This is a genomic window from Anaerospora sp., from assembly GCF_032013335.1.
Classification (GTDB): Bacteria; Bacillota; Negativicutes; order Sporomusales; family DSM-15969; genus Anaerospora.
The window spans coordinates 44,199-61,822 of the sequence record NZ_DALZUO010000011.1 but is presented as its reverse complement, the minus strand read 5'-3'; the positions used below and the strand labels follow the sequence as shown (position 1 = coordinate 61,822).

Sequence of the window (17,624 nt, the reverse complement as noted above, 5' to 3'; positions counted from 1 at the left end):
GAAGGCGTAACCGGCCTTCCCATTTTTTATTGCCTATTTTACTTAGTTTTACCGGAGGCCATCATGCTCAAACTATATTGGAACAGCTTTATATGTCCTTATTGGCCAATGGTGACAACTGCAATTTGCTGCTTTATCATTGCGAGTTTGGCTGGCCTGGCTGCGCCTGTTGTCATTAAATATCTCATTGATGGTGCCCTAGTCGCTCAAGACCTGGCCTCGCTGCATCTAATCATTGGAGCCATTGTGGGTCTTTATCTTGTAAGGGGCGCTTTTACTTACATATATGGTTATACTATTGCCAAGGCCGGAAATCAAATGGTTGCCAGACTGAGACAAGATATGTTTGCCAAGCTGCAACATCAGGATTTTGCCTTTTTTGTTAATACCTCTACCGGTGAGACGATTTCCTTATTTACGAACGACTTATGGTTATTACAGCAGGCTTTTTCTTTTGGTGTACCCGATATGCTGGTAGAGTCGTTAAATTTAACTGCTATTATGGCTATTATGATTTATTTTGACTGGGAATTGGCGCTGGTTACCTTTGCTACGGTACCATTCATTATTGGGGCAATCGGCTTTTTTAATAAGAAGATTGCATCACTTGGTGAACTTGTGGAAGAAGCCCTGGCAAGAGTAACAGAGAGCTTAGAAGAATATCTTACATCTGTTACGGTTATTCAAAGCTATACCAGAGAAAATTACGAATACCAAAAATTCAGGGCTAATATTAAACGTGCGGCAGAGGATTTACTGCAAGTACAGCGTCTTAATGCATTTTTAATACCTTTGGTGGAATTCCTTGCTGCCATTGGCTTGACTTTAATTATCTGGTATGGTGGCCGCGAAGTCATTACCGGTGATTTAACAATTGGTGGCATGTTTGCTTTTCTTGTTTACATTATCAATTTGCCAACTCCGGTGCGCAAAATTAGTGAGGCGGCTGCAAAACTAAAAATGGGAACTGTAGCCTGGCAGCGGATTGAGAGACTTAGCTGTTATCCGCATCATGTGACGGAAGGCTCACAGGAGCTGAAACAGGTTGCCGGCAGAGTTGAATTCAAAGAAGTTTCTTTCAGTTACATTCCGGAAACAGGAATTTTAAAAGATATATCCTTCAGCGCCCAGCCTGGAGAAGTAATTGCGATTGTCGGTCCCAGCGGTGCAGGAAAATCTTCATTTGCTAATTTGCTGCTTCGTTTTTATGATCCTGATAAAGGGACGATCTATCTGGATGGTGTTGATATAAAAAAACTGAAGACAGCAAACTTACGTAAGCAAATTGGTTTTATCCAGCAAGATCCGATACTTTTTAATATACCTATTTTGGATAATATCCGGTATGGCAGGCCGGAAGCAACACAAAATGAGGTGGAAGCTGCAGCTCGTCTTGCAGGCGCACATGAATTTATTATGGCATTACCTCAGCAATATTCAACGTCGGTTGGTGAATTGGGGCACCTGTTGTCTGGCGGACAGAGGCAGCGCATTGCAATTGCCCGGGCGGTGTTGTCCAATCCAGCCTTACTTTTGCTGGATGAGCCTACAGCATCATTAGATAATCAGTCTGAAAAATCGGTGCTCACTGCCATACGGCGGGCAAGTGCTGGCCGGACAACCTTTATGATTACTCACAGGCTGTCAACACTTGTTGCTTCGGATAAGGTGATTTTTCTAACTGACGGACGTATTGTGGAATGCGGTACACATGAAGAGTTAGTTTTGCAAGGCGGACGGTATGCCCAAATGGTTCACGAAGGGCAGTAAAGAATATGCATGAAGCGTGTAGAAGATAATTTTCAGGACAAAATGAAGAGCAAGGGGGAATCAGGAATGAATAACGTTCTTAGGCAGGATGTATGGCAAATACTGCGTCAGCACGTGACGAGTGAGGTATTATTAAAGCATTGTCTGGCGGTAGAAATCGCGATGAGAGCATATGCTGTAAAATTCGAAGGTGATGCAGCATATTGGGGAACAGTCGGCTTACTTCATGACATTGATTTTGAAAAGTACCCCGAGGATCACCCGGAGCACGCTCGCGAAATACTAAGCTCTCATGGTTATGATGAGAATTTTATTACCGATGTTCAGTCTCATGCCCGTGATTGGCCCATGGAAAGGACCATACTGCAAAAAGTATTGCTTGCCGTTGATGAGATGACAGGTTTTGTTATTGCCTGTGCATTAGTACGGCCGGACAAAAGCTTGGATAATTTAGAAGTAAAATCAGTTGTAAAGAAGATGAAAGATAAAGCCTTTGCCCGAGCAGTAAACCGGGAAACGCTAATTACCAGTGCGGAAGATATGGGGATTGACATCAAAGAACATATTGAATTTGTTATTAAGGCTCTTGCCGAAGCGACAAAAAAACCTGAATACCAGGAGCTGCCCTTAATTGGCTGAGCTATTGGTAGCAAATAAAACAGTCTGCGTAATTACGCAGACTGTTTTATTTTGCTTATAGTGGCTATCTAAGGTTACGGAGGGCTTGGAAGAGCTATTTATGCAAATATTTATTTACCTGCCTGCATAGATTTAATAAGACCATTGCAGAGGAGAGGTATAATGGGGAAAATAACAGGCAGTAAACTGACAACCAGCCTCAATGATACTAACGCTTGTGACAAGGTGCAAAACTATCTCTTAACACTGCTGGAGAGTCAGGAAGGCTACCGGATGCGCCCTCTGGTGGTGCTATGTATCGGTTCTGACCGATACACCGGAGATGCATTAGGTCCACTCATCGGCTCTCATTTACTGGAAACTACCGATTGTCTGGTTTACGGCAGTCTGGATCACCCTATCCACGCCGGCAACCTGGTTGAAACCATTCATATTATTACCCGCCAATATCATCATCCATTGATTATTGCAGTAGATGCCTGCCTTGGAAAAACAAATGAGATTGGAAATATCGAAGTATGGGAAGGCGGGTTGGAAGCAGGTATTGCCGTGGGAAACCGTCTGCCTTGCGTCGGGCATATTTCCATTATTGGAGTTGTAAATGCAGGAGGGAAAATTGGTTATCTCGATTTGCAAAGCACGCCCCTGGCTACTGTTATGAAGCTAAGCAAGGTAATCGGCAGTGCGCTGCAAGGTGCACTTGAAGTCGTTAACCAGCCTGTGACGGCTATTCGCTAATGGATTCGCCTTATCGTTGGTAGTTTCACTTCCTATTCTAAGCTGATATATACAATACAAAAAAAATTCCCCCGCTGTAACGGCAGGGGATTTTATCTATTTCAAGAGTTATAGATGGTTTAATAACAGCGGTGAGCGTGTGTATAACGAATCCGCAGCTAGGAGTTAGTGGTTCTTTGCTTGTATAAGGGCAATAACGTTTCGTAGACAAACCTTTCATAAGATGTAGGAGTAGAGTTATCTGCCGAACGCGGTTCCAACATTTGTATATGGCTCGCATTCATTGCGTCTGCCACTTCAAGAATGAGTTGAATGATATGCTCAGAAAAGTTGAGGTTAAGGAGATCTCGCCTTGTTTGTTCTTGTGAATCCTGTATATACGTTAGAGCGGGATGTTGAATAGCCTTGCCGATAATGGCAGCAACTTCGAGCATTGTAAGATTCTGGCTTCCGTGTAATTCGCGGACTTGCTTACCCAGAAAATCCAGACCTGCTGTTTTCCTTATCCTTATTATCCCTTAGGTATAGAGTTAGATAAGATTGCAGAAAAGCAGATGGAACTGATTCGACTAATTAAACAGTATGCCATGACCGATGGAAGTCATACAACGGAGATTACCTCGTTGCATTTTACTCGCACCTCCTATCTCGAAGGCCCTGTCTATGCCGTTCAGGGGCCCGCCTTGTGTATTATTGTTCAGGGAGCAAAAAAAATCATGGTAGCGGAAAGCAACTATTATTACGATCCGTTCCATTACCTGGTAGTATCACTGGATTTACCTTATATTGGGCAAATTATACAGGCTGATCCCGAATATCCCCTACTATGTATGAGCTTGCATTTTGAACCGGCGCTAATTTTTGACATTATCCAAAATATTGGTCTCTCTATATGCGAAGGCGATTCGCACCAAGGCATGTTTGTAGGTGAAATCAATCTTCCTCTATTGGACGCCTGCTGCAGACTGGTCAGACTCTTAGAGACTCCACAGGATATTCCTGCACTTGCTGCTCTAATAATAAAGGAAATATTTTATCGCATTCTGCAAGCTGAACAGGGGCATTTTTTAAAACAAATTGGAATCAGCGACAGTTATACGCGAAAAATTGCTGAAATCACCTGCATTATCAAACAGGAGTTTACAAAAACAATACGTATTGAGCATTTAGCGAGGGCCGCCAACATGAGTGTTGCATCTTTGCATCGGCATTTTAGGCAAGTTACGGCGATGAGTCCCTTGCAATATCAGAAACAATTACGTTTGCAGGAAGCTCGTCGTCTTTTGTTGACGTCGAAGGTAAGTGCTGCTGACGCAGGTTTTCAGGTTGGGTATGAAAGCCCTTCTCAGTTTAGCCGTGAATATGCACGCATGTTCGGACGACCACCCAAAAGTGACATGAAACAGTTGAGGGAGTCGCTCAATCTGATATCAAACTGATGTTAAAATAACCAAACACCCGGTATATCGCATATTAGCGAAATAGCCGGGTGTTTATAAATAGCGTCATCTAATTATGAAGTGATTACCAACTCAATTCCGCTGCGGCAACCAATAAAATAGCAGTCAGATTCTGTTGGTATATAAAGCACGCCCCTGGCTTTATTCCGGAAATAACCGGTCCCAAAGAACATAAAGAGCTACTAATATTGCAGCAAAGATAACACCTATATCACCAATGTATTGATCCATTTTATCACCGCCTGTGCAAATTATAACAGAATCCTTCCAGGAAAATCCACTGAACTTTATTCTTAGTGACAGGCACAAACAGCTAATCCCCTCCATACAATGAAGAACAGACTCACTGGAGGTGAATAGCTTGGTGTCATTTTTTGCTGTTTTGGCAACTTCTATTATTAAAGGTGTTGCATTGCTTGCCTCTTATATTACAAACAACACTTTTCCCTTGCCTCTGTCAGAAAAAGAGGAGCAGCAGCACCTGGAAAGGTTGAAAAATGGTGAAGAGAAGGCACGTAATGTGCTCATTGAGCGAAATCTGCGACTAGTGGCTCATATCGTCAAAAAGTTTGATAATACCGGCGAAGATGTTGATGATCTGATTTCAATAGGTACCATTGGATTAATTAAAGCTATTAATACTTTTGACCAAACGAAAAAGATTCGTCTAGCCACGTATGCGGCCCGTTGTATTGAAAATGAAATTCTGATGCATTTACGCAGTACGCGCCGCACCCGCTCGGAAGTAAGCTTGTATGATCCGATCGGAGTTGATAAAGAAGGTAATGAAATCACCTTGATTGATGTGCTCGGTACTGCTCCCGATGTAGTAGCTGAAGCGGTAGAGAACCAGTGTGAGCAGGAGCGTTTAACCAAAGAAATACATAGACTTAGCGGTAGAGAACGATGGGTGCTTGAAATGCGGTTCGGTATGCCAGACGGCAGTCGAAAAACACAGCGTGATATCGCCCGTATGCTTGGCATATCCAGGTCATACGTTTCGAGAATAGAAAAGCGGGCTATTAGTAAGCTAGGTAAAAGTCTTGCCCCTAAAGACTGCCAATACTAATATTGTAAGGAGACTGTCAATATGGCAGTCTTTTTGTGTTTTACCGTACTTCGTGCTATAATTTTCCCCAAGGATTACCTGGAGGTGTCTGTTGTGTACACGTTGTTTAATCCCCGCTTATGCGTTACATCTTTATTTGATATTGATCTTGAGCAGCTGCGCCAGCAAGGCATTAAGGGTATTATTTTTGATTTGGATAATACAATTATTCCTTGGGACAGTGCGGATATGTGTCCCAAAATAACGAGTTGGCTCCATGAACTGGTTATACAGGACTTTAAAGTAGCCATTGTTTCGAACAATTGGAACAAACGGGTTAAATTAATTGCTGATCGCTTTAATCTGCCGTTTGTTTCGCGAGCATATAAGCCAGCTAAGCGAGGCTTCCATCAAGCTCTTGCCGCCATGGGGTTGCAGGCCCAGGATGCTGCAGTGATTGGTGATCAGCTATTTACCGATGTTCTTGGCGGAAACCGAATGGGTATGTATACTATTTGGGTGAAACCGTTAACTACCCATGAATTTATTGGAACCCGTGTTCACCGTAAGCTTGAGAATATTGTTATTCGCATTTTAAAAGAGAAGGGGTTGATGAAATGAAAGTTGCGCTTATTCAAATGAGAGTTGTTGCCGGGAATGTAATTGAGAATCGCGCCCATGGTTTGGCATTGGCAGCGGAAGCGGCCCAAAAGGCAGAGGTGATTGTTTTACCCGAAATTTGGACAATTGGCTATGCCTTAAAAGAAATTGAACAGTGGGCAGAAGAGGAAACAGGTCCTACTATTACAGCTTTGCAGCTTATAGCGAGACAATCACAGGTAACAATCATTACCGGCTCGCTGCCTTACCGCAGAGACGGGAAAATCTACAACGGAGCTTTTGTCATTAATCCAGCTGGCGAAATTATTGGCGACTATCAAAAAGTACATCTATTTAATCTCATGGGAGAGCAGCGTTTTTTTGCCGCAGGCAGTAAGCGGTGTACTTTTGAACTGCAACATACAACCGGCGGCTTAACGATATGTTACGATTTGCGCTTTCCAGAATTATTCCGTGCCACAACGCAAGATGGAGCGACTGTCATTTTTCTTCCCGCTGAATGGCCTGCTTCCCGTGGAAGCCATTGGCGTACGCTCATTCAGTCTAGGGCGATTGAGAACCAAATTTACATCTGTGCAGTAAACTGTGTAGGACAGCACCGGGAGAATACTTTTTATGGTCATTCTATGATCGTTTCACCAAATGGAGATATTGTTGCTGAAGGCACAGATGAGGAAGCGATTATTTACGGTGAACTTGATACTGGCATAGTGGAACAGGTGCGCAAGGGGATGTCGGTATGGCAGGATCGCCGACCGGAGTTATACCGGTGAACGTTAGCGGAACAACGAGAGTGGTGGGGTTATTGGGATGGCCGGTAGAGCATTCGATGTCTCCGGCTATGCATAATGCTGCCTTTAGGGAAACTATGCTGGACTATACCTATGTACCTTTTGCAGTTAAACCTGACGATTTGCAGCAGGCTGTTGCAGCTATTCGGGCATTGAACCTAGCAGGGGCTAATGTTACCATTCCACATAAAGTTGCTGTTATGCAATATCTGGATGATATTGATGAGGGAGCCCGGAGAATTGGCGCAGTTAATACTATTGTTAATGTGCAAGGCAGACTAATAGGCTATAATACGGACGGAATGGGGTTTATACGGTCACTTAAGGAACAGGCCGTAGTTATAACTGATGCTAAAGTTGTATTATTGGGAGCAGGCGGCGCAGCTCGTGCAGTAGTGGATGCATTATTGTCAGCTAAGGCAGAGTTTGTGACAATAGCGGCCCGGTCTGGAGTTAAGGCAAGCGATTTAGCCAGTCACTATGTAAAGTCATCTGTTAGCGGCATGGATTGGTGCTCTGAGGAATTCAATCAGAAACTAGCGGATTGCAATATAATAATCAATGCTACCCCGTTAGGAATGGCTCCCCATAGTGAGGAAATGCCGCCGGTTATATGGTCTTCACTTGCTCCTAATGCAGTTGTATGCGATTTGATCTATAATCCTCTGACTACTCGCTTTTTGCAGCAGGCTAAAGAACGGGGACATAAAATTGTGACAGGTGAAGGAATGCTGGCGGGGCAGGGAGCTCTAGCTTTTCAAATATGGACCAATGTGCCTGCACCTTATGAAGTAATGGCAAAAAATCTATTACAGCAAATAAGGGATATGTTTGAATAATTGTTAAATTTTTGTAGATTCCTGTTGTTTTTAGCAGGAATCTTTTTTATTAGTGAGAATATTCACGTTATACATACTAATACAAGTAATGGAGCAAAGCCATAATTTACGCAGCCAAACCGTGTATTACGCATGTTGCTTGGTTGTTTTTTATTTGCTCCGCAAGGTGATGGTCAATGATAAAGATGAACAAAAGACTTGAAGATTTGTTGCTAGCAGCAGGAGTACTCACGCAGGAGCAATTGGAAAAGGCTCTGCGTATTCAGCAGGAAACCGGTGAGCGCCTTATGCGGGTCATTCGTCATCTGGGATACATTACAGAGGATCATATGATACGGACTCTGGAATTGCAGCTTGGCGTTCGGCAGGTAGCGTTAGCAGAGATTGCAATTAACAGGGAAGTGGCTGATGCAATTTCTGTAACATTAGCAGAGCGGCATCAGGTCATTCCCATCAAAAAGCAAGGCAGGCAAATCACGCTCGCAATGACCGATCCCACTAATTTCGATGCCATTGATGATGTACATATGATGACAGGCTGTGAGGTTCAGCCGGTGATTGCCGCCGAGAGAGAGATTTTACGCGCAATTGAGCAGGCGTATGGAGTTAAAGCAATTGTTGATAAAGCGGTTAACCGACTGCGCATCGAGGATCAGACCGCCATGGTGGAAATACAGACTGCCGATGAAGCGCCGGTTGTCAGCATTGTTAATTCACTTATCAGTCAGGCTGTTAAAGATCAAGCTAGTGATATTCATGTTGAACCGGAAGCAAATCATATTCGTGTCCGCTTTCGTGTTGACGGCGTGCTCCGAGAAATGGTCAGCCTTCCTAAGTCTATTCATGCCGCTATAATATCGCGAATAAAAATTATGAGCGGACTGGATATTGCCGAAAAAAGGCTGCCCCAGGATGGACGTCTCAAAGTACAGGAGCAGGGACGTGACATTGATTTGCGTATTTCTACCTTGCCAACCATTTTAGGGGAGAAAATTGCAATACGTATTCTTGATAAAGACAATGCAGTCCTTGCTATTAAGGAGCTAGGTTTCCGGGATAACAACCTTTTACGATTCCGCCAGCTTATTGGTCATGCATACGGTATGTTATTAGTAACAGGGCCTACAAGCTCAGGAAAGACAACGACGCTGTATTCAACGCTCACAGATATAAATTCAGCGGATAAGAACATTATTACAGTAGAAGACCCGGTGGAAATGCTTTTAGACGGCATCAATCAGGTTCAGGTCAATAATAAGGCAGGGCTTACCTTTGCTAATGCTTTGCGCTCTATTTTACGGCAGGATCCGAATGTCATTATGGTAGGGGAAATCCGGGATACGGAGACTGCAGATATTGCCATTCGGGCAGCCTTAACGGGTCATTTGGTTTTTAGTACACTTCATACCAATGACGCGCCTGGTGCGTTACCACGTTTAATTGATATGGGAATTGAGCCGTTTTTAGTAGCATCGTCAGTATTAGGCGTGGTGGCGCAGCGATTGGTAAGGCTGATTTGTAACGACTGTAAGCAAAGTTACACTCCAGAGCCAGCTTCGCGGGAAAGGCTGCTTTTGGGGCTGGAACCAACAGCGCAGGTACGCCTCTATCGGGGGGAGGGATGCGCTCACTGCGGCTATACTGGTTATAGAGGGAGAATACCTATTCATGAAGTGATGCCTGTAACGGCAGCTATCCGTAAATTAATCGCTAAACGTGCTGCCGGTGATGAGTTGGGAGCTGCAGCACGGTCGGCAGGTATGAGTACAATGGGGGAAGATGGTATTCATAAAGTCATGGAGGGGCTTACTACAATAGATGAAGTAATCCGGGTAGCTTATACAGGGTTATAGCATAGGAGTGCGATAACATGAAAATGGAGAGGTTACTGCGGGAGGCGGTTGCCAAAGGTGCCTCTGACCTCCATCTAACAGTGGGGATGCCACCGGTTTTACGGTTAGATGGCAGTCTGATGCCTACTGATCATCCAGTATTATCAGCCAGTGATACAGATGAATGTTTGGCGGCTATTACAACTGATGAGCAACGTTGTAAATATCATCAACAGGGTGAACTGGATTTTGCTTTTTCTCTGCAAGGAGTAAGCAGGTTTCGAATAAATTCTTTTCGGCAGCGTGGCTTTACCGCTCTTGCTATTAGGGTAATTCAGGAAAAAATTCCTGCCATAGAACAATTAGTACAAACGGAAGCTGTACAAGCTTTGGCCCGTAAACTGCGCGGGCTTGTTCTTATCACCGGGGCGACAGGCAGCGGCAAGTCGACAACCTTGGCCGCCATGATCGATTTAATTAACAGGGAACGGAGCTGCCATATTATTACTCTGGAAGATCCGATTGAGTATTGGCATGAACATAAGCGGAGCATAGTGAATCAACGGGAAGTTAATACGGATACCCCATCTTTCGCTGCGGCTCTTAGGGCAGCTCTCAGGGAAGATCCTGATGTTATCCTGGTTGGTGAAATGCGCGATGCCCAAACTATGGGAATAGCCATTACGGCAGCCGAAACGGGGCACTTAGTATTGGCAACATTGCATACAAATGATGCCGTTCAGACAATTGACCGGATTATTGATGTATTCCCACCTCATCAGCAGCAGCAAATCCGCATTCAGTTGTCATTAACTCTGCAGGGAATAGTAGCTCAGCAGCTGGTGCCGTGCTGCACTGGTGGTGGCCGGGTGGCAGCCATGGAAGTAGTAATCGCTACTGCGGCTATACGCAACCTGATTCGTGAAGGAAAGAGTCATCAAATGATGTCTGTTATCCAGACAAGCGCGAAAGCGGGAATGAGGTCTATGGATAGAGCGTTGCAGGAACTCTATCAGCAAGGCATTATCTCCTATGAAGAAGCCTTGTCCCGAATGATAGATCAGGAAAGTTTTAGCAGACTGATCAATGGAGCAAGCTAAAATGGTGAGTTAGGAGATGAGCAGGTGGCTAAAACATTTTGCTATAAGGCCAGGGATCGGACTGGGCATGTTTTAGCAGGCACTATAGTGGCTGAAAATGAGGCAGCTGTTGCAAGTTTTATTCATAGCAAAGGTTATTTTGTAACGCAGATTACGAAACAGCGGCGTGAGTGGCTGCTGCGGGAATTTTTGCAAAGCCTTTCCCCTGTTGCTGTCAAAGCGTTAGTAGTTTTTTGCCGTCAGTTTGCTGTTATGATAGATGCGGGTTTACCGATGCTTGTATGTTTGAATGTGTTGATAGAACAAACGTATAACGGCAAATTAAAAAATGCCTTGCAGGCCGTACATAAAAAAGTTCAGGAAGGCACGCCATTATCCGTTGCAATGAGCGAACACAGCCGCGTATTTCCTGAGCTTATGATCAGGATGGTAGAAGCCGGTGAATTGGGAGGCGTGTTGGATAGTATTCTCAGACGACTCGCAGTACATTATGAAAAAGAGCATAAGCTGAATGAAAAAGTTAAGGCAGCGATGACATATCCGGCTGTAGTTGTCAGTTTGGCGATAGTGTCGGTTACGTTCATCCTGATAGTTGTACTGCCTGTTTTCACGAAACTTTTTGAAGACATGAGCCTCGAAATCCCGTTGCCTACGCGTGTTTTACTTACAACAAGCCATTTCCTGGGAAATAATGGTATGTCTATTTTTGCGCTGCTATTACTTTTATGTCTTGGTCTTAGTTTTCTGGCAAAGCAGGAAGAGATGAAGAAGGGGATAGACAGCATTCGCTTCAAAATACCTGTTTTTGGAATGGTGAGAAAGAAAATTGTCATTGCACGCTTCTGCCGCACACTGAGTACGCTGCTGCGGGGGAGTGTTCCATTATTGAGCGCTATTGAGGTGGCCCAAAAATCCACAGGCAGCAGCAGTGTAATTGCTGCTCTGACTATTGCTATGCAGGGCATTAGACAGGGCTTGGGGCTAGCTGCGCCCTTAAGCAATTGCGGTGTATTTCCTCCCTTGGTTATCCAGATGATAGCAATCGGCGAGGAGACGGGAGAAATCGATAAAATGCTGGAGAAAATAGCTGATTTTTACGAAGAAGATGTGGATGACATTGTTACGCGCTTAAGTAGTATGCTGGAACCGCTGTTAGTTGGTTTTTTAGGCGGAATAATTGGTTTAATTGTAATTGCAGTCGTACTGCCTATGTTTGAGGTCGTAAGTGCTGTGGGAAGGCAATGAGATAAAAGTGAGAGGAGAAAAGAGTAATGGATCTGAGGTGGAGAAGGAAAGGGCAAAGTGGTTTTACACTAATTGAATTGATGGTAGTAATTGCTATTATTGGAATCTTATCGGCAGTTGCTATTCCCAAGTTTAGCCAATCGGCAAATGCTGCAAAGGATGCACGATTACGGGTAGACTTGCGCACTGTTGACAGTGTGGTGATGCAATATTATGCGGCAAAGGGTAATTATCCTGAGAACACTGCAGCTTTCTCGAATTACCTAACTGAGTGGCCTAAAGACTCGACAGGGACTGCTCTTGTATATGCAACGGTTGAAACCGGCTATACGGTAACGGGGACGAGCATCGATAACAGTGGCGGTACGACAGTAAGACGTTCCCCGGGAAGTGTGGGTTACACTGCTTGGTGATATGCAGCTAAGGAATAACGGCAGACTGATTCAGTGAAAGTTGTGATGGTATGGAGGTAGTATTTTTTTTAATCGGTACTGTTTTTGGCAGTTTTTTAGTAATGTGTGCTTATCGTATTCCCCGGGAGCAATCAATCGTTTTTCCGGCATCACATTGCTTACTTTGTAAGACTAAACTGGCGGTAAAGGATCTAGTTCCTGTACTAAGCTATCTTCTGATAAAAGGGCGTTGCCGCTATTGTCATGGGCGTCTGCCTACTCGTTATCTATTTATAGAGTTAGTGAGTGGATGCATTTTTCTATGGTGTTACAGAGTACTGGGACTTTCGTTTGAACTGATAAGTGCACTCATTTTTTCATCATATTTAATTGTGATTACGGTTATTGACTATGATCACCAACTGATTTTAGATAAAATTCTTGTTTGGCTAGCAGGATTTGGTGCAGCTATACAGCTTTGGCTGAAGGATATTCCGGTTGGAGAGATGGTTCTTGCAAGTGCAGTTGGCGGAGGTATATTGCTAGCGATTGTTATAGTAAGCAATGGTGGTATGGGATTGGGCGATGTAAAATTTGCTGCCGTGTTGGGCCTTTGGCTGGGGGTACCGTATACGGTATTAGTTCTTTTGTTAGCCTTTATAGTAGGAGGGATAAGCGGTATGCTGTTAATCGCTTTTAAAGTGAAAAGCGGTAAAGATGTTATCCCTTTTGGCCCCTGTCTTGCTGTAGGGGCATTTATTGCTATGCTGTACGGTAACAGGCTTATCACTTGGTATTTGGAGAAATTCTGATGAAACAGACGGTAAAAGAGCAAGGGTTTACGTTGATTGAATTAATCATTGTTGTAGCTATTATCGCTATTGTTACAGCTCTTGCTGTCCCTAAGATGGGTGATTGGCTAGCAGAGCAAGATTTAAATATAGCCGCCCGCGAACTTGCTGCCGACTTGCGGCTAGTACAGCAGCTTTCCATTAATTGTGCTGGAACTACCCCGGAATTTTATCTCATAAATACCAGTCCTTATGGGTATGTGACAGCGTTAAATACCAAAGTAATTCAACCAAAGCGTACCTTTCCTAGGACAGTAAGAGTTAGCGGGTCAGCGACAACCATTAGTTTTACTAATAATGGCATACCAAAGCAAGGAACAGACATGACCATTGCGCTAGCCCGGGTAGATGGTAGGGGGACTAAACGGATTATTATTCAGGCTCAAACGGGGAGGGTACGCATCGAGTAAAGGCAGGTTAGCACTAGATGAATAAGCAGAGAGGGTTCTTGCTGATTGAAGTACTGATTGCCGTTGTGATCATAACTATAGCAGTAACAGCCGCTGCAAGCCTCTTGATGCAGTCGGTAAAAAGCAATATCAGCGCAGGGAAATACACTGTTGCTGCGAGCTTGGCGCAAAAGCAGTTAGAATATCTGAAAAGCAGAAGCACCGCAGTTGCGTGGAATCAGTTAACAATTCCTGAAACCGGAGAAGTAAAATTAGGCGCAGACTGGCAATCTGAAGCAAATAATACCGTGCTTTTGAATAATACGACATATACGCTGGCTAGTCTGGCAAGTAAATGTCCGGAAGACAGTGCTGATTTAGTTCAGATAAGAGTGGTTGTAGCCTGGAGCAGGAACTCAGACGACAATATAGAGATGACGGCAGTTTTTTCGAAGCGTTAATTATTGGTCGTGAATAAAGGGGGGAACATGTCTAGAATTGCCACTAAGCAAGCAGGCTTTACTTTGATTGAAGCGATGATTTGGTTAACCGTAACCGGATTGCTTCTCACTGCACTTGTACCTTTATTTTCAGCCTCAATTGTGTCATGGCACAGAAGCAGCAGCCAGAGTGAAGTACAGCAAACCGCACGTTTGGCTATAGACAGTATGGTACGCGATCTGAAATTCAGCAGGAATATTACGAAGAAAAATGACAATGAGCTGTCTTTTATTGATTCGCAGGGGCGTCAAAGCGGGTATCGATTAAATACGAACACCCATATTTTGTATAATTTGCTGAGTAATGATAATCCTCAGCCCGTAACGGGTGTCAATATACAGAAGTCAGCAAATGTATTAATTTATGGTGATTATGGAGCATCAAAAGCACTGTTTGAGGTGCAGGGTCAGACGGTATTTCTTCATCTTACAGCTGTTGATACCTTTACTGGACAAAAAATTGTGGTGCAAACAGCAGTAGTTGGTATTTCAGAATATCTGAAGTAGCAAGGGGGAGATAAATTGTTTGTTGCTTTAAAGCAGAGCCGGGGAAGCGCCGCGATTACGGCGCTTATTGTTATGACCATGCTGGCGATAGTTGGTACTGCTGCTGCTGTACTTAGTTCGACAGAAGGCGCCATTGCTGCCGGTTATCGGGATGGAATAGCAGCACAATATCTCGCTGAAGCCGGTGCTTTATGGGCTATTACCCAACTAAAGAAGGAAAATAGCGTAGTAATCACTAACATACAAACTACAGGTGAATATAAAGCTGTTTCTTCAACCAAAAACAGCGGTGCTACTACAGGGAACTACCAGATAAGCATTGCAAATCCTGACTTTCCACAGGATAAGGGCAGCCGGACGATTACATCCGTTGGTGTCATTTCAGTCAGCAAGGCGGCGCGAACAGTCGGGCTGCTGACAATTGGCGGCAGCGGCACTGGAGGTATTTACAAAAACGCAGTTTACTCAGGCTCTGATATAGTTGTGGAAGGTCAAGGAGTAATCACAGGTAATGCTGCCGCAGCAGGCAGCATTGCCGGCAGTCACGCGATCAGTGGCAGCAGTAGCCCTCACAGCCAAGAGCCAATGCCTTCGTTCGGAATAATTGATTATATGAATAAGCCGCAGATTAACCCTATTATCAGCAATCTGGAAACGGTAACATTACGTGCAGCAAAATACTATACGGACAAAGATTTTTCTGTAGGCGGAACAATTGATAATGTTACAAGCGAGCCCGTAATCATATATGCAAAAGGAAATGTAACCATCAACAATGGAGCGAAATGTAGAGGTCCGATAACCATTGTGACCAGTGGCACTGTAACTGTTAATCAGCATGAAAGTACCAGCCTTACCCTTGTTGCATTAGGCAGTCATGATTCACAAGTGACAGCCGGTACGGTGCTAAATGGCCGTATTATTGCTAAAGGAAGAGTAATTGTCAATGGTATGGTAAGCCACGGATTCCAAGTCGTAGCCTGGAAAAATCACAGATAAGATGAGGAGGATTTCATTATGGAAGTAAAGAACTATATGGAAAGTCTCGTATGGCAGCAAGTTGATGAGATCATAGCTGCACATAGTGGGATTTGCAAATGTGAAAAATGCCGCTACGATATCATAGCGTTAGCGCTCAATTTTCTTCCGCCTCGCTATGTTGCTACTGAGAAAGGCCAAACCTATACCCGTATCAAGGCTCTGGAGCAACAGTTTACTATCGATATTCTCACTGCCATTTCCAATGCTATAAAAATTGTTAATACCCAGCCTCATCATACTGAGACTAGCCAGTAATTAATATGTTTACCAGGTTTCAGCGACTATTTACCGGACATGAAGAAAGAGTAATAGGAATTGATATTGGTACTGAAAGCGTAAAGCTGGCAGAAGTGTCTAATCAGCGTCAGCAGCAGCAACTGCTGGCGATAGGGCTTCTTCCAATACCCGTTGGTTTGCTCGCTGATGGCAGTATTGCCGACAGTAAAGAATTTCAGGACTTACTGCGTCAATTATTGTCTAGCTGTGGTGCGAGTGCCAGGAATGTAGTCCTGTCACTGGGCAGCCGGTCAATTTTTGCCAGAGAAGTTTTATTTCCGGCAATGGCTGAAAAGGAATTACGGGAAGCTATGAAATGGAATGTAGAAAAATACGTTCCTTATGAGGCTGGGAGCTATTATTATGATGTTGCTATTGCCGGCAAAACAAAATCAAATCTGGAAATGAAAGTGCTGATTGTTGCTGTACTTCGTAATACCATCAATCCAATAATTTCAACTATAAAAGCTATTGGACTTAAACCCCTTGCAGTTGAAATAGAATCACTGGCCTCTTATCGTACGCTGGAGGGAGCGGCCAATTCAGTTGTTATTGATTTGGGCTGTGAACTAAGCCAAATCACTGCTTTTCAGCAAGGCAGTCCAGCGGTAATACGCGCTATCGGAATAGGTGGCAGGCGCTTTACGGAAGCGATTATGCATGACTTATCCTTAGATTATCAGGATGCGGAGCACGTAAAACAATGCCAGACAGACTCCTTCCTCCAAGAGCAATTGCCTGTTCAACAATTGGACAAGCAGAGCCAAGTGGAACTGGTGGCTGGGGAGTTAATCCGGGAAGTGCGCCGAACCATAGAATACCATCAAAATCAAAACCCTGATGCATCTATCAACAATCTCTTTTTGACCGGAGGTGGCGCTAAACTCAAAAATTTATCGCACTATATTGCTTCTCAATTGGACTTGCCCGTTCAGCTGCATCAGCCTTTACGCAGCTTAGTACCGTCAGGGAACGTAGAACAAGAGCGTTTGAACGATCTTTTCCCCCAGTTTGCCGTTGCAATTGGCTTAGCCTTGAGAGGAGGAGAAGACAGATGATTCAAATCAATTTGTTACCTCCCGAGGAGAGAAGTATTGAAATTCCCCTCAAGCGCGCAATAAGAGTCAGTATTTTTTTTGTAGGTCTGCTACTAGTCAGTCTATACGGTTATGGACTTTATACGGAACTAACGCTGCAGCAGGACTTGCAGCGAGCTCGCAATCAATATGAATTATTACGCCCTACACAGCAAAAGATGCTTGCAGCCGATCAGAAGCAGCAAGCTATAATAAATAAAAATGCTATTCTTACTGCCTTGACGAAGGAACGAAAATCATGGCATGCCGTTTTTGCCCATTTAGGAACTGTTGTTCCTGAACAGGTTTGGCTGACGGAGGTGTCGGCAGGTAATGAAAATTTGTTGCTGATTAAAGGCAAGGCAGCTAATTATCCTGAGGTGGCTGCTTTCCTGAAAAAACTTGCAAAGGACAGTCTTTTTACCGACATGGTACTGATAAAGGCTGAACAGGAAATGATGCTTGATACTTTACGATTTGAGGTTTCCGTTAAAATCAAGGGGCTGTAA

At 44.0% G+C, this 17,624-nt stretch carries 20 protein-coding genes; all 20 read left to right on the top strand.

The annotated features are described in order from the left end of the window. Positions 1 to 63: 63 nt before the first annotated feature. The 20 genes from RTR76_RS10885 (at position 64) to RTR76_RS10790 (ending at position 17,624) form a co-directional block, all read left to right on the top strand. On the top strand, positions 64 to 1,770 hold the full coding sequence (locus RTR76_RS10885; protein WP_312520500.1) for an ABC transporter ATP-binding protein: 1,707 nt from the start codon (positions 64 to 66) through the stop codon (positions 1,768 to 1,770). Between the two features lie 66 nt (positions 1,771 to 1,836). Beyond that, complete coding sequence (locus tag RTR76_RS10880; RefSeq protein ID WP_312520497.1) at positions 1,837 to 2,409, top strand: HDIG domain-containing metalloprotein; 573 nt, start codon at positions 1,837 to 1,839, stop codon at positions 2,407 to 2,409. 162 nt (positions 2,410 to 2,571) lie between these two features. Then, positions 2,572 to 3,147 carry a spore protease YyaC gene (gene yyaC, locus RTR76_RS10875; protein ID WP_312520494.1) on the top strand — a complete coding sequence of 192 codons (576 nt, stop codon included), beginning with the start codon at positions 2,572 to 2,574 and terminating at the stop codon, positions 3,145 to 3,147. A 554-nt stretch (positions 3,148 to 3,701) separates the two neighbouring features. Continuing rightward, the gene (locus RTR76_RS10870; RefSeq protein ID WP_312520491.1) at positions 3,702 to 4,586 is read left to right on the top strand and encodes an AraC family transcriptional regulator; all 885 of its coding nucleotides are present in this window, start codon (positions 3,702 to 3,704) and stop codon (positions 4,584 to 4,586) included. A 385-nt stretch (positions 4,587 to 4,971) separates the two neighbouring features. Continuing rightward, complete coding sequence (gene sigK, locus RTR76_RS10865) at positions 4,972 to 5,676, top strand: RNA polymerase sporulation sigma factor SigK (RefSeq protein ID WP_312520662.1); 705 nt, start codon at positions 4,972 to 4,974, stop codon at positions 5,674 to 5,676. A gap of 21 nt (positions 5,677 to 5,697) precedes the next feature. Further along, positions 5,698 to 6,276 (top strand): YqeG family HAD IIIA-type phosphatase, encoded by a 579-nt coding sequence (locus RTR76_RS10860; protein WP_312520488.1) that lies wholly within the window; start codon positions 5,698 to 5,700, stop codon positions 6,274 to 6,276. Next, entirely contained in the window at positions 6,273 to 7,049 is a 777-nt protein-coding gene (locus tag RTR76_RS10855) for a carbon-nitrogen family hydrolase (protein ID WP_312520485.1), read from the top strand. The genes RTR76_RS10860 and RTR76_RS10855 overlap by 4 nt, the downstream gene beginning before the upstream one ends. Beyond that, positions 7,016 to 7,906 (top strand): shikimate dehydrogenase, encoded by an 891-nt coding sequence (aroE, locus tag RTR76_RS10850; protein ID WP_312520483.1) that lies wholly within the window; start codon positions 7,016 to 7,018, stop codon positions 7,904 to 7,906. The genes RTR76_RS10855 and aroE overlap by 34 nt, the downstream gene beginning before the upstream one ends. Before the next feature lie 176 nt (positions 7,907 to 8,082). Continuing rightward, the gene (locus tag RTR76_RS10845) at positions 8,083 to 9,759 is read left to right on the top strand and encodes an ATPase, T2SS/T4P/T4SS family (RefSeq protein ID WP_312520480.1); all 1,677 of its coding nucleotides are present in this window, start codon (positions 8,083 to 8,085) and stop codon (positions 9,757 to 9,759) included. A gap of 17 nt (positions 9,760 to 9,776) precedes the next feature. Further along, positions 9,777 to 10,838 carry a type IV pilus twitching motility protein PilT gene (locus RTR76_RS10840; protein WP_312520478.1) on the top strand — a complete coding sequence of 354 codons (1,062 nt, stop codon included), beginning with the start codon at positions 9,777 to 9,779 and terminating at the stop codon, positions 10,836 to 10,838. 24 nt (positions 10,839 to 10,862) lie between these two features. Then, positions 10,863 to 12,083 carry a type II secretion system F family protein gene (locus RTR76_RS10835; protein ID WP_312520475.1) on the top strand — a complete coding sequence of 407 codons (1,221 nt, stop codon included), beginning with the start codon at positions 10,863 to 10,865 and terminating at the stop codon, positions 12,081 to 12,083. 26 nt (positions 12,084 to 12,109) lie between these two features. Continuing rightward, complete coding sequence (locus RTR76_RS10830; RefSeq protein ID WP_312520472.1) at positions 12,110 to 12,496, top strand: type II secretion system protein; 387 nt, start codon at positions 12,110 to 12,112, stop codon at positions 12,494 to 12,496. 50 nt (positions 12,497 to 12,546) lie between these two features. Next, complete coding sequence (locus tag RTR76_RS10825) at positions 12,547 to 13,287, top strand: prepilin peptidase (protein ID WP_312520468.1); 741 nt, start codon at positions 12,547 to 12,549, stop codon at positions 13,285 to 13,287. Then, positions 13,287 to 13,736: a prepilin-type N-terminal cleavage/methylation domain-containing protein gene (locus RTR76_RS10820; RefSeq protein ID WP_312520465.1), complete on the top strand. Its 450-nt coding sequence runs from the start codon at positions 13,287 to 13,289 to the stop codon at positions 13,734 to 13,736. The genes RTR76_RS10825 and RTR76_RS10820 overlap by 1 nt, the downstream gene beginning before the upstream one ends. Positions 13,737 to 13,753: 17 nt before the next feature. After that, positions 13,754 to 14,176, top strand: coding sequence for a prepilin-type N-terminal cleavage/methylation domain-containing protein (locus tag RTR76_RS10815; RefSeq protein ID WP_312520463.1), 423 nt, complete (start codon positions 13,754 to 13,756; stop codon positions 14,174 to 14,176). 27 nt (positions 14,177 to 14,203) lie between these two features. Continuing rightward, complete coding sequence (locus tag RTR76_RS10810; protein WP_312520460.1) at positions 14,204 to 14,722, top strand: type II secretion system protein; 519 nt, start codon at positions 14,204 to 14,206, stop codon at positions 14,720 to 14,722. Between the two features lie 15 nt (positions 14,723 to 14,737). Continuing rightward, a complete protein-coding gene (locus RTR76_RS10805) occupies positions 14,738 to 15,721 on the top strand; it encodes a pilus assembly PilX N-terminal domain-containing protein (protein WP_312520457.1) in 984 nt (327 codons plus the stop codon). An 18-nt stretch (positions 15,722 to 15,739) separates the two neighbouring features. After that, positions 15,740 to 16,018: a late competence development ComFB family protein gene (locus tag RTR76_RS10800; protein WP_312520454.1), complete on the top strand. Its 279-nt coding sequence runs from the start codon at positions 15,740 to 15,742 to the stop codon at positions 16,016 to 16,018. 5 nt (positions 16,019 to 16,023) lie between these two features. Then, on the top strand, positions 16,024 to 17,097 hold the full coding sequence (pilM, locus tag RTR76_RS10795) for a type IV pilus assembly protein PilM (RefSeq protein WP_312520451.1): 1,074 nt from the start codon (positions 16,024 to 16,026) through the stop codon (positions 17,095 to 17,097). Beyond that, positions 17,094 to 17,624 (top strand): PilN domain-containing protein, encoded by a 531-nt coding sequence (locus RTR76_RS10790; RefSeq protein ID WP_312520448.1) that lies wholly within the window; start codon positions 17,094 to 17,096, stop codon positions 17,622 to 17,624. The genes pilM and RTR76_RS10790 overlap by 4 nt, the downstream gene beginning before the upstream one ends.

Excerpts from the sequence above, each read along its gene's own strand:
- RTR76_RS10810 (WP_312520460.1), top strand. The coding sequence starts at position 14,204 with ATGTCTAGAATTGCCACTAAGCAAGCAGGCTTTACTTTGATTGAAGCG.
- RTR76_RS10820 (WP_312520465.1), top strand. The coding sequence starts at position 13,287 with ATGAAACAGACGGTAAAAGAGCAAGGGTTTACGTTGATTGAATTAATC.
- RTR76_RS10860 (WP_312520488.1), top strand. The coding sequence starts at position 5,698 with ATGGCAGTCTTTTTGTGTTTTACCGTACTTCGTGCTATAATTTTCCCC.
- RTR76_RS10870 (WP_312520491.1), top strand. The coding sequence starts at position 3,702 with ATGGAACTGATTCGACTAATTAAACAGTATGCCATGACCGATGGAAGT.
- RTR76_RS10815 (WP_312520463.1), top strand. The coding sequence starts at position 13,754 with ATGAATAAGCAGAGAGGGTTCTTGCTGATTGAAGTACTGATTGCCGTT.
- RTR76_RS10830 (WP_312520472.1), top strand. The coding sequence starts at position 12,110 with ATGGATCTGAGGTGGAGAAGGAAAGGGCAAAGTGGTTTTACACTAATT.
- RTR76_RS10825 (WP_312520468.1), top strand. The coding sequence starts at position 12,547 with ATGGAGGTAGTATTTTTTTTAATCGGTACTGTTTTTGGCAGTTTTTTA.
- RTR76_RS10845 (WP_312520480.1), top strand. The coding sequence starts at position 8,083 with ATGATAAAGATGAACAAAAGACTTGAAGATTTGTTGCTAGCAGCAGGA.
- pilM (WP_312520451.1), top strand. The coding sequence starts at position 16,024 with ATGTTTACCAGGTTTCAGCGACTATTTACCGGACATGAAGAAAGAGTA.
- RTR76_RS10840 (WP_312520478.1), top strand. The coding sequence starts at position 9,777 with ATGAAAATGGAGAGGTTACTGCGGGAGGCGGTTGCCAAAGGTGCCTCT.
- RTR76_RS10855 (WP_312520485.1), top strand. The coding sequence starts at position 6,273 with ATGAAAGTTGCGCTTATTCAAATGAGAGTTGTTGCCGGGAATGTAATT.
- aroE (WP_312520483.1), top strand. The coding sequence starts at position 7,016 with ATGGCAGGATCGCCGACCGGAGTTATACCGGTGAACGTTAGCGGAACA.
- yyaC (WP_312520494.1), top strand. The coding sequence starts at position 2,572 with ATGGGGAAAATAACAGGCAGTAAACTGACAACCAGCCTCAATGATACT.
- RTR76_RS10800 (WP_312520454.1), top strand. The coding sequence starts at position 15,740 with ATGGAAGTAAAGAACTATATGGAAAGTCTCGTATGGCAGCAAGTTGAT.
- RTR76_RS10880 (WP_312520497.1), top strand. The coding sequence starts at position 1,837 with ATGAATAACGTTCTTAGGCAGGATGTATGGCAAATACTGCGTCAGCAC.
- RTR76_RS10790 (WP_312520448.1), top strand. The coding sequence starts at position 17,094 with ATGATTCAAATCAATTTGTTACCTCCCGAGGAGAGAAGTATTGAAATT.
- RTR76_RS10885 (WP_312520500.1), top strand. The coding sequence starts at position 64 with ATGCTCAAACTATATTGGAACAGCTTTATATGTCCTTATTGGCCAATG.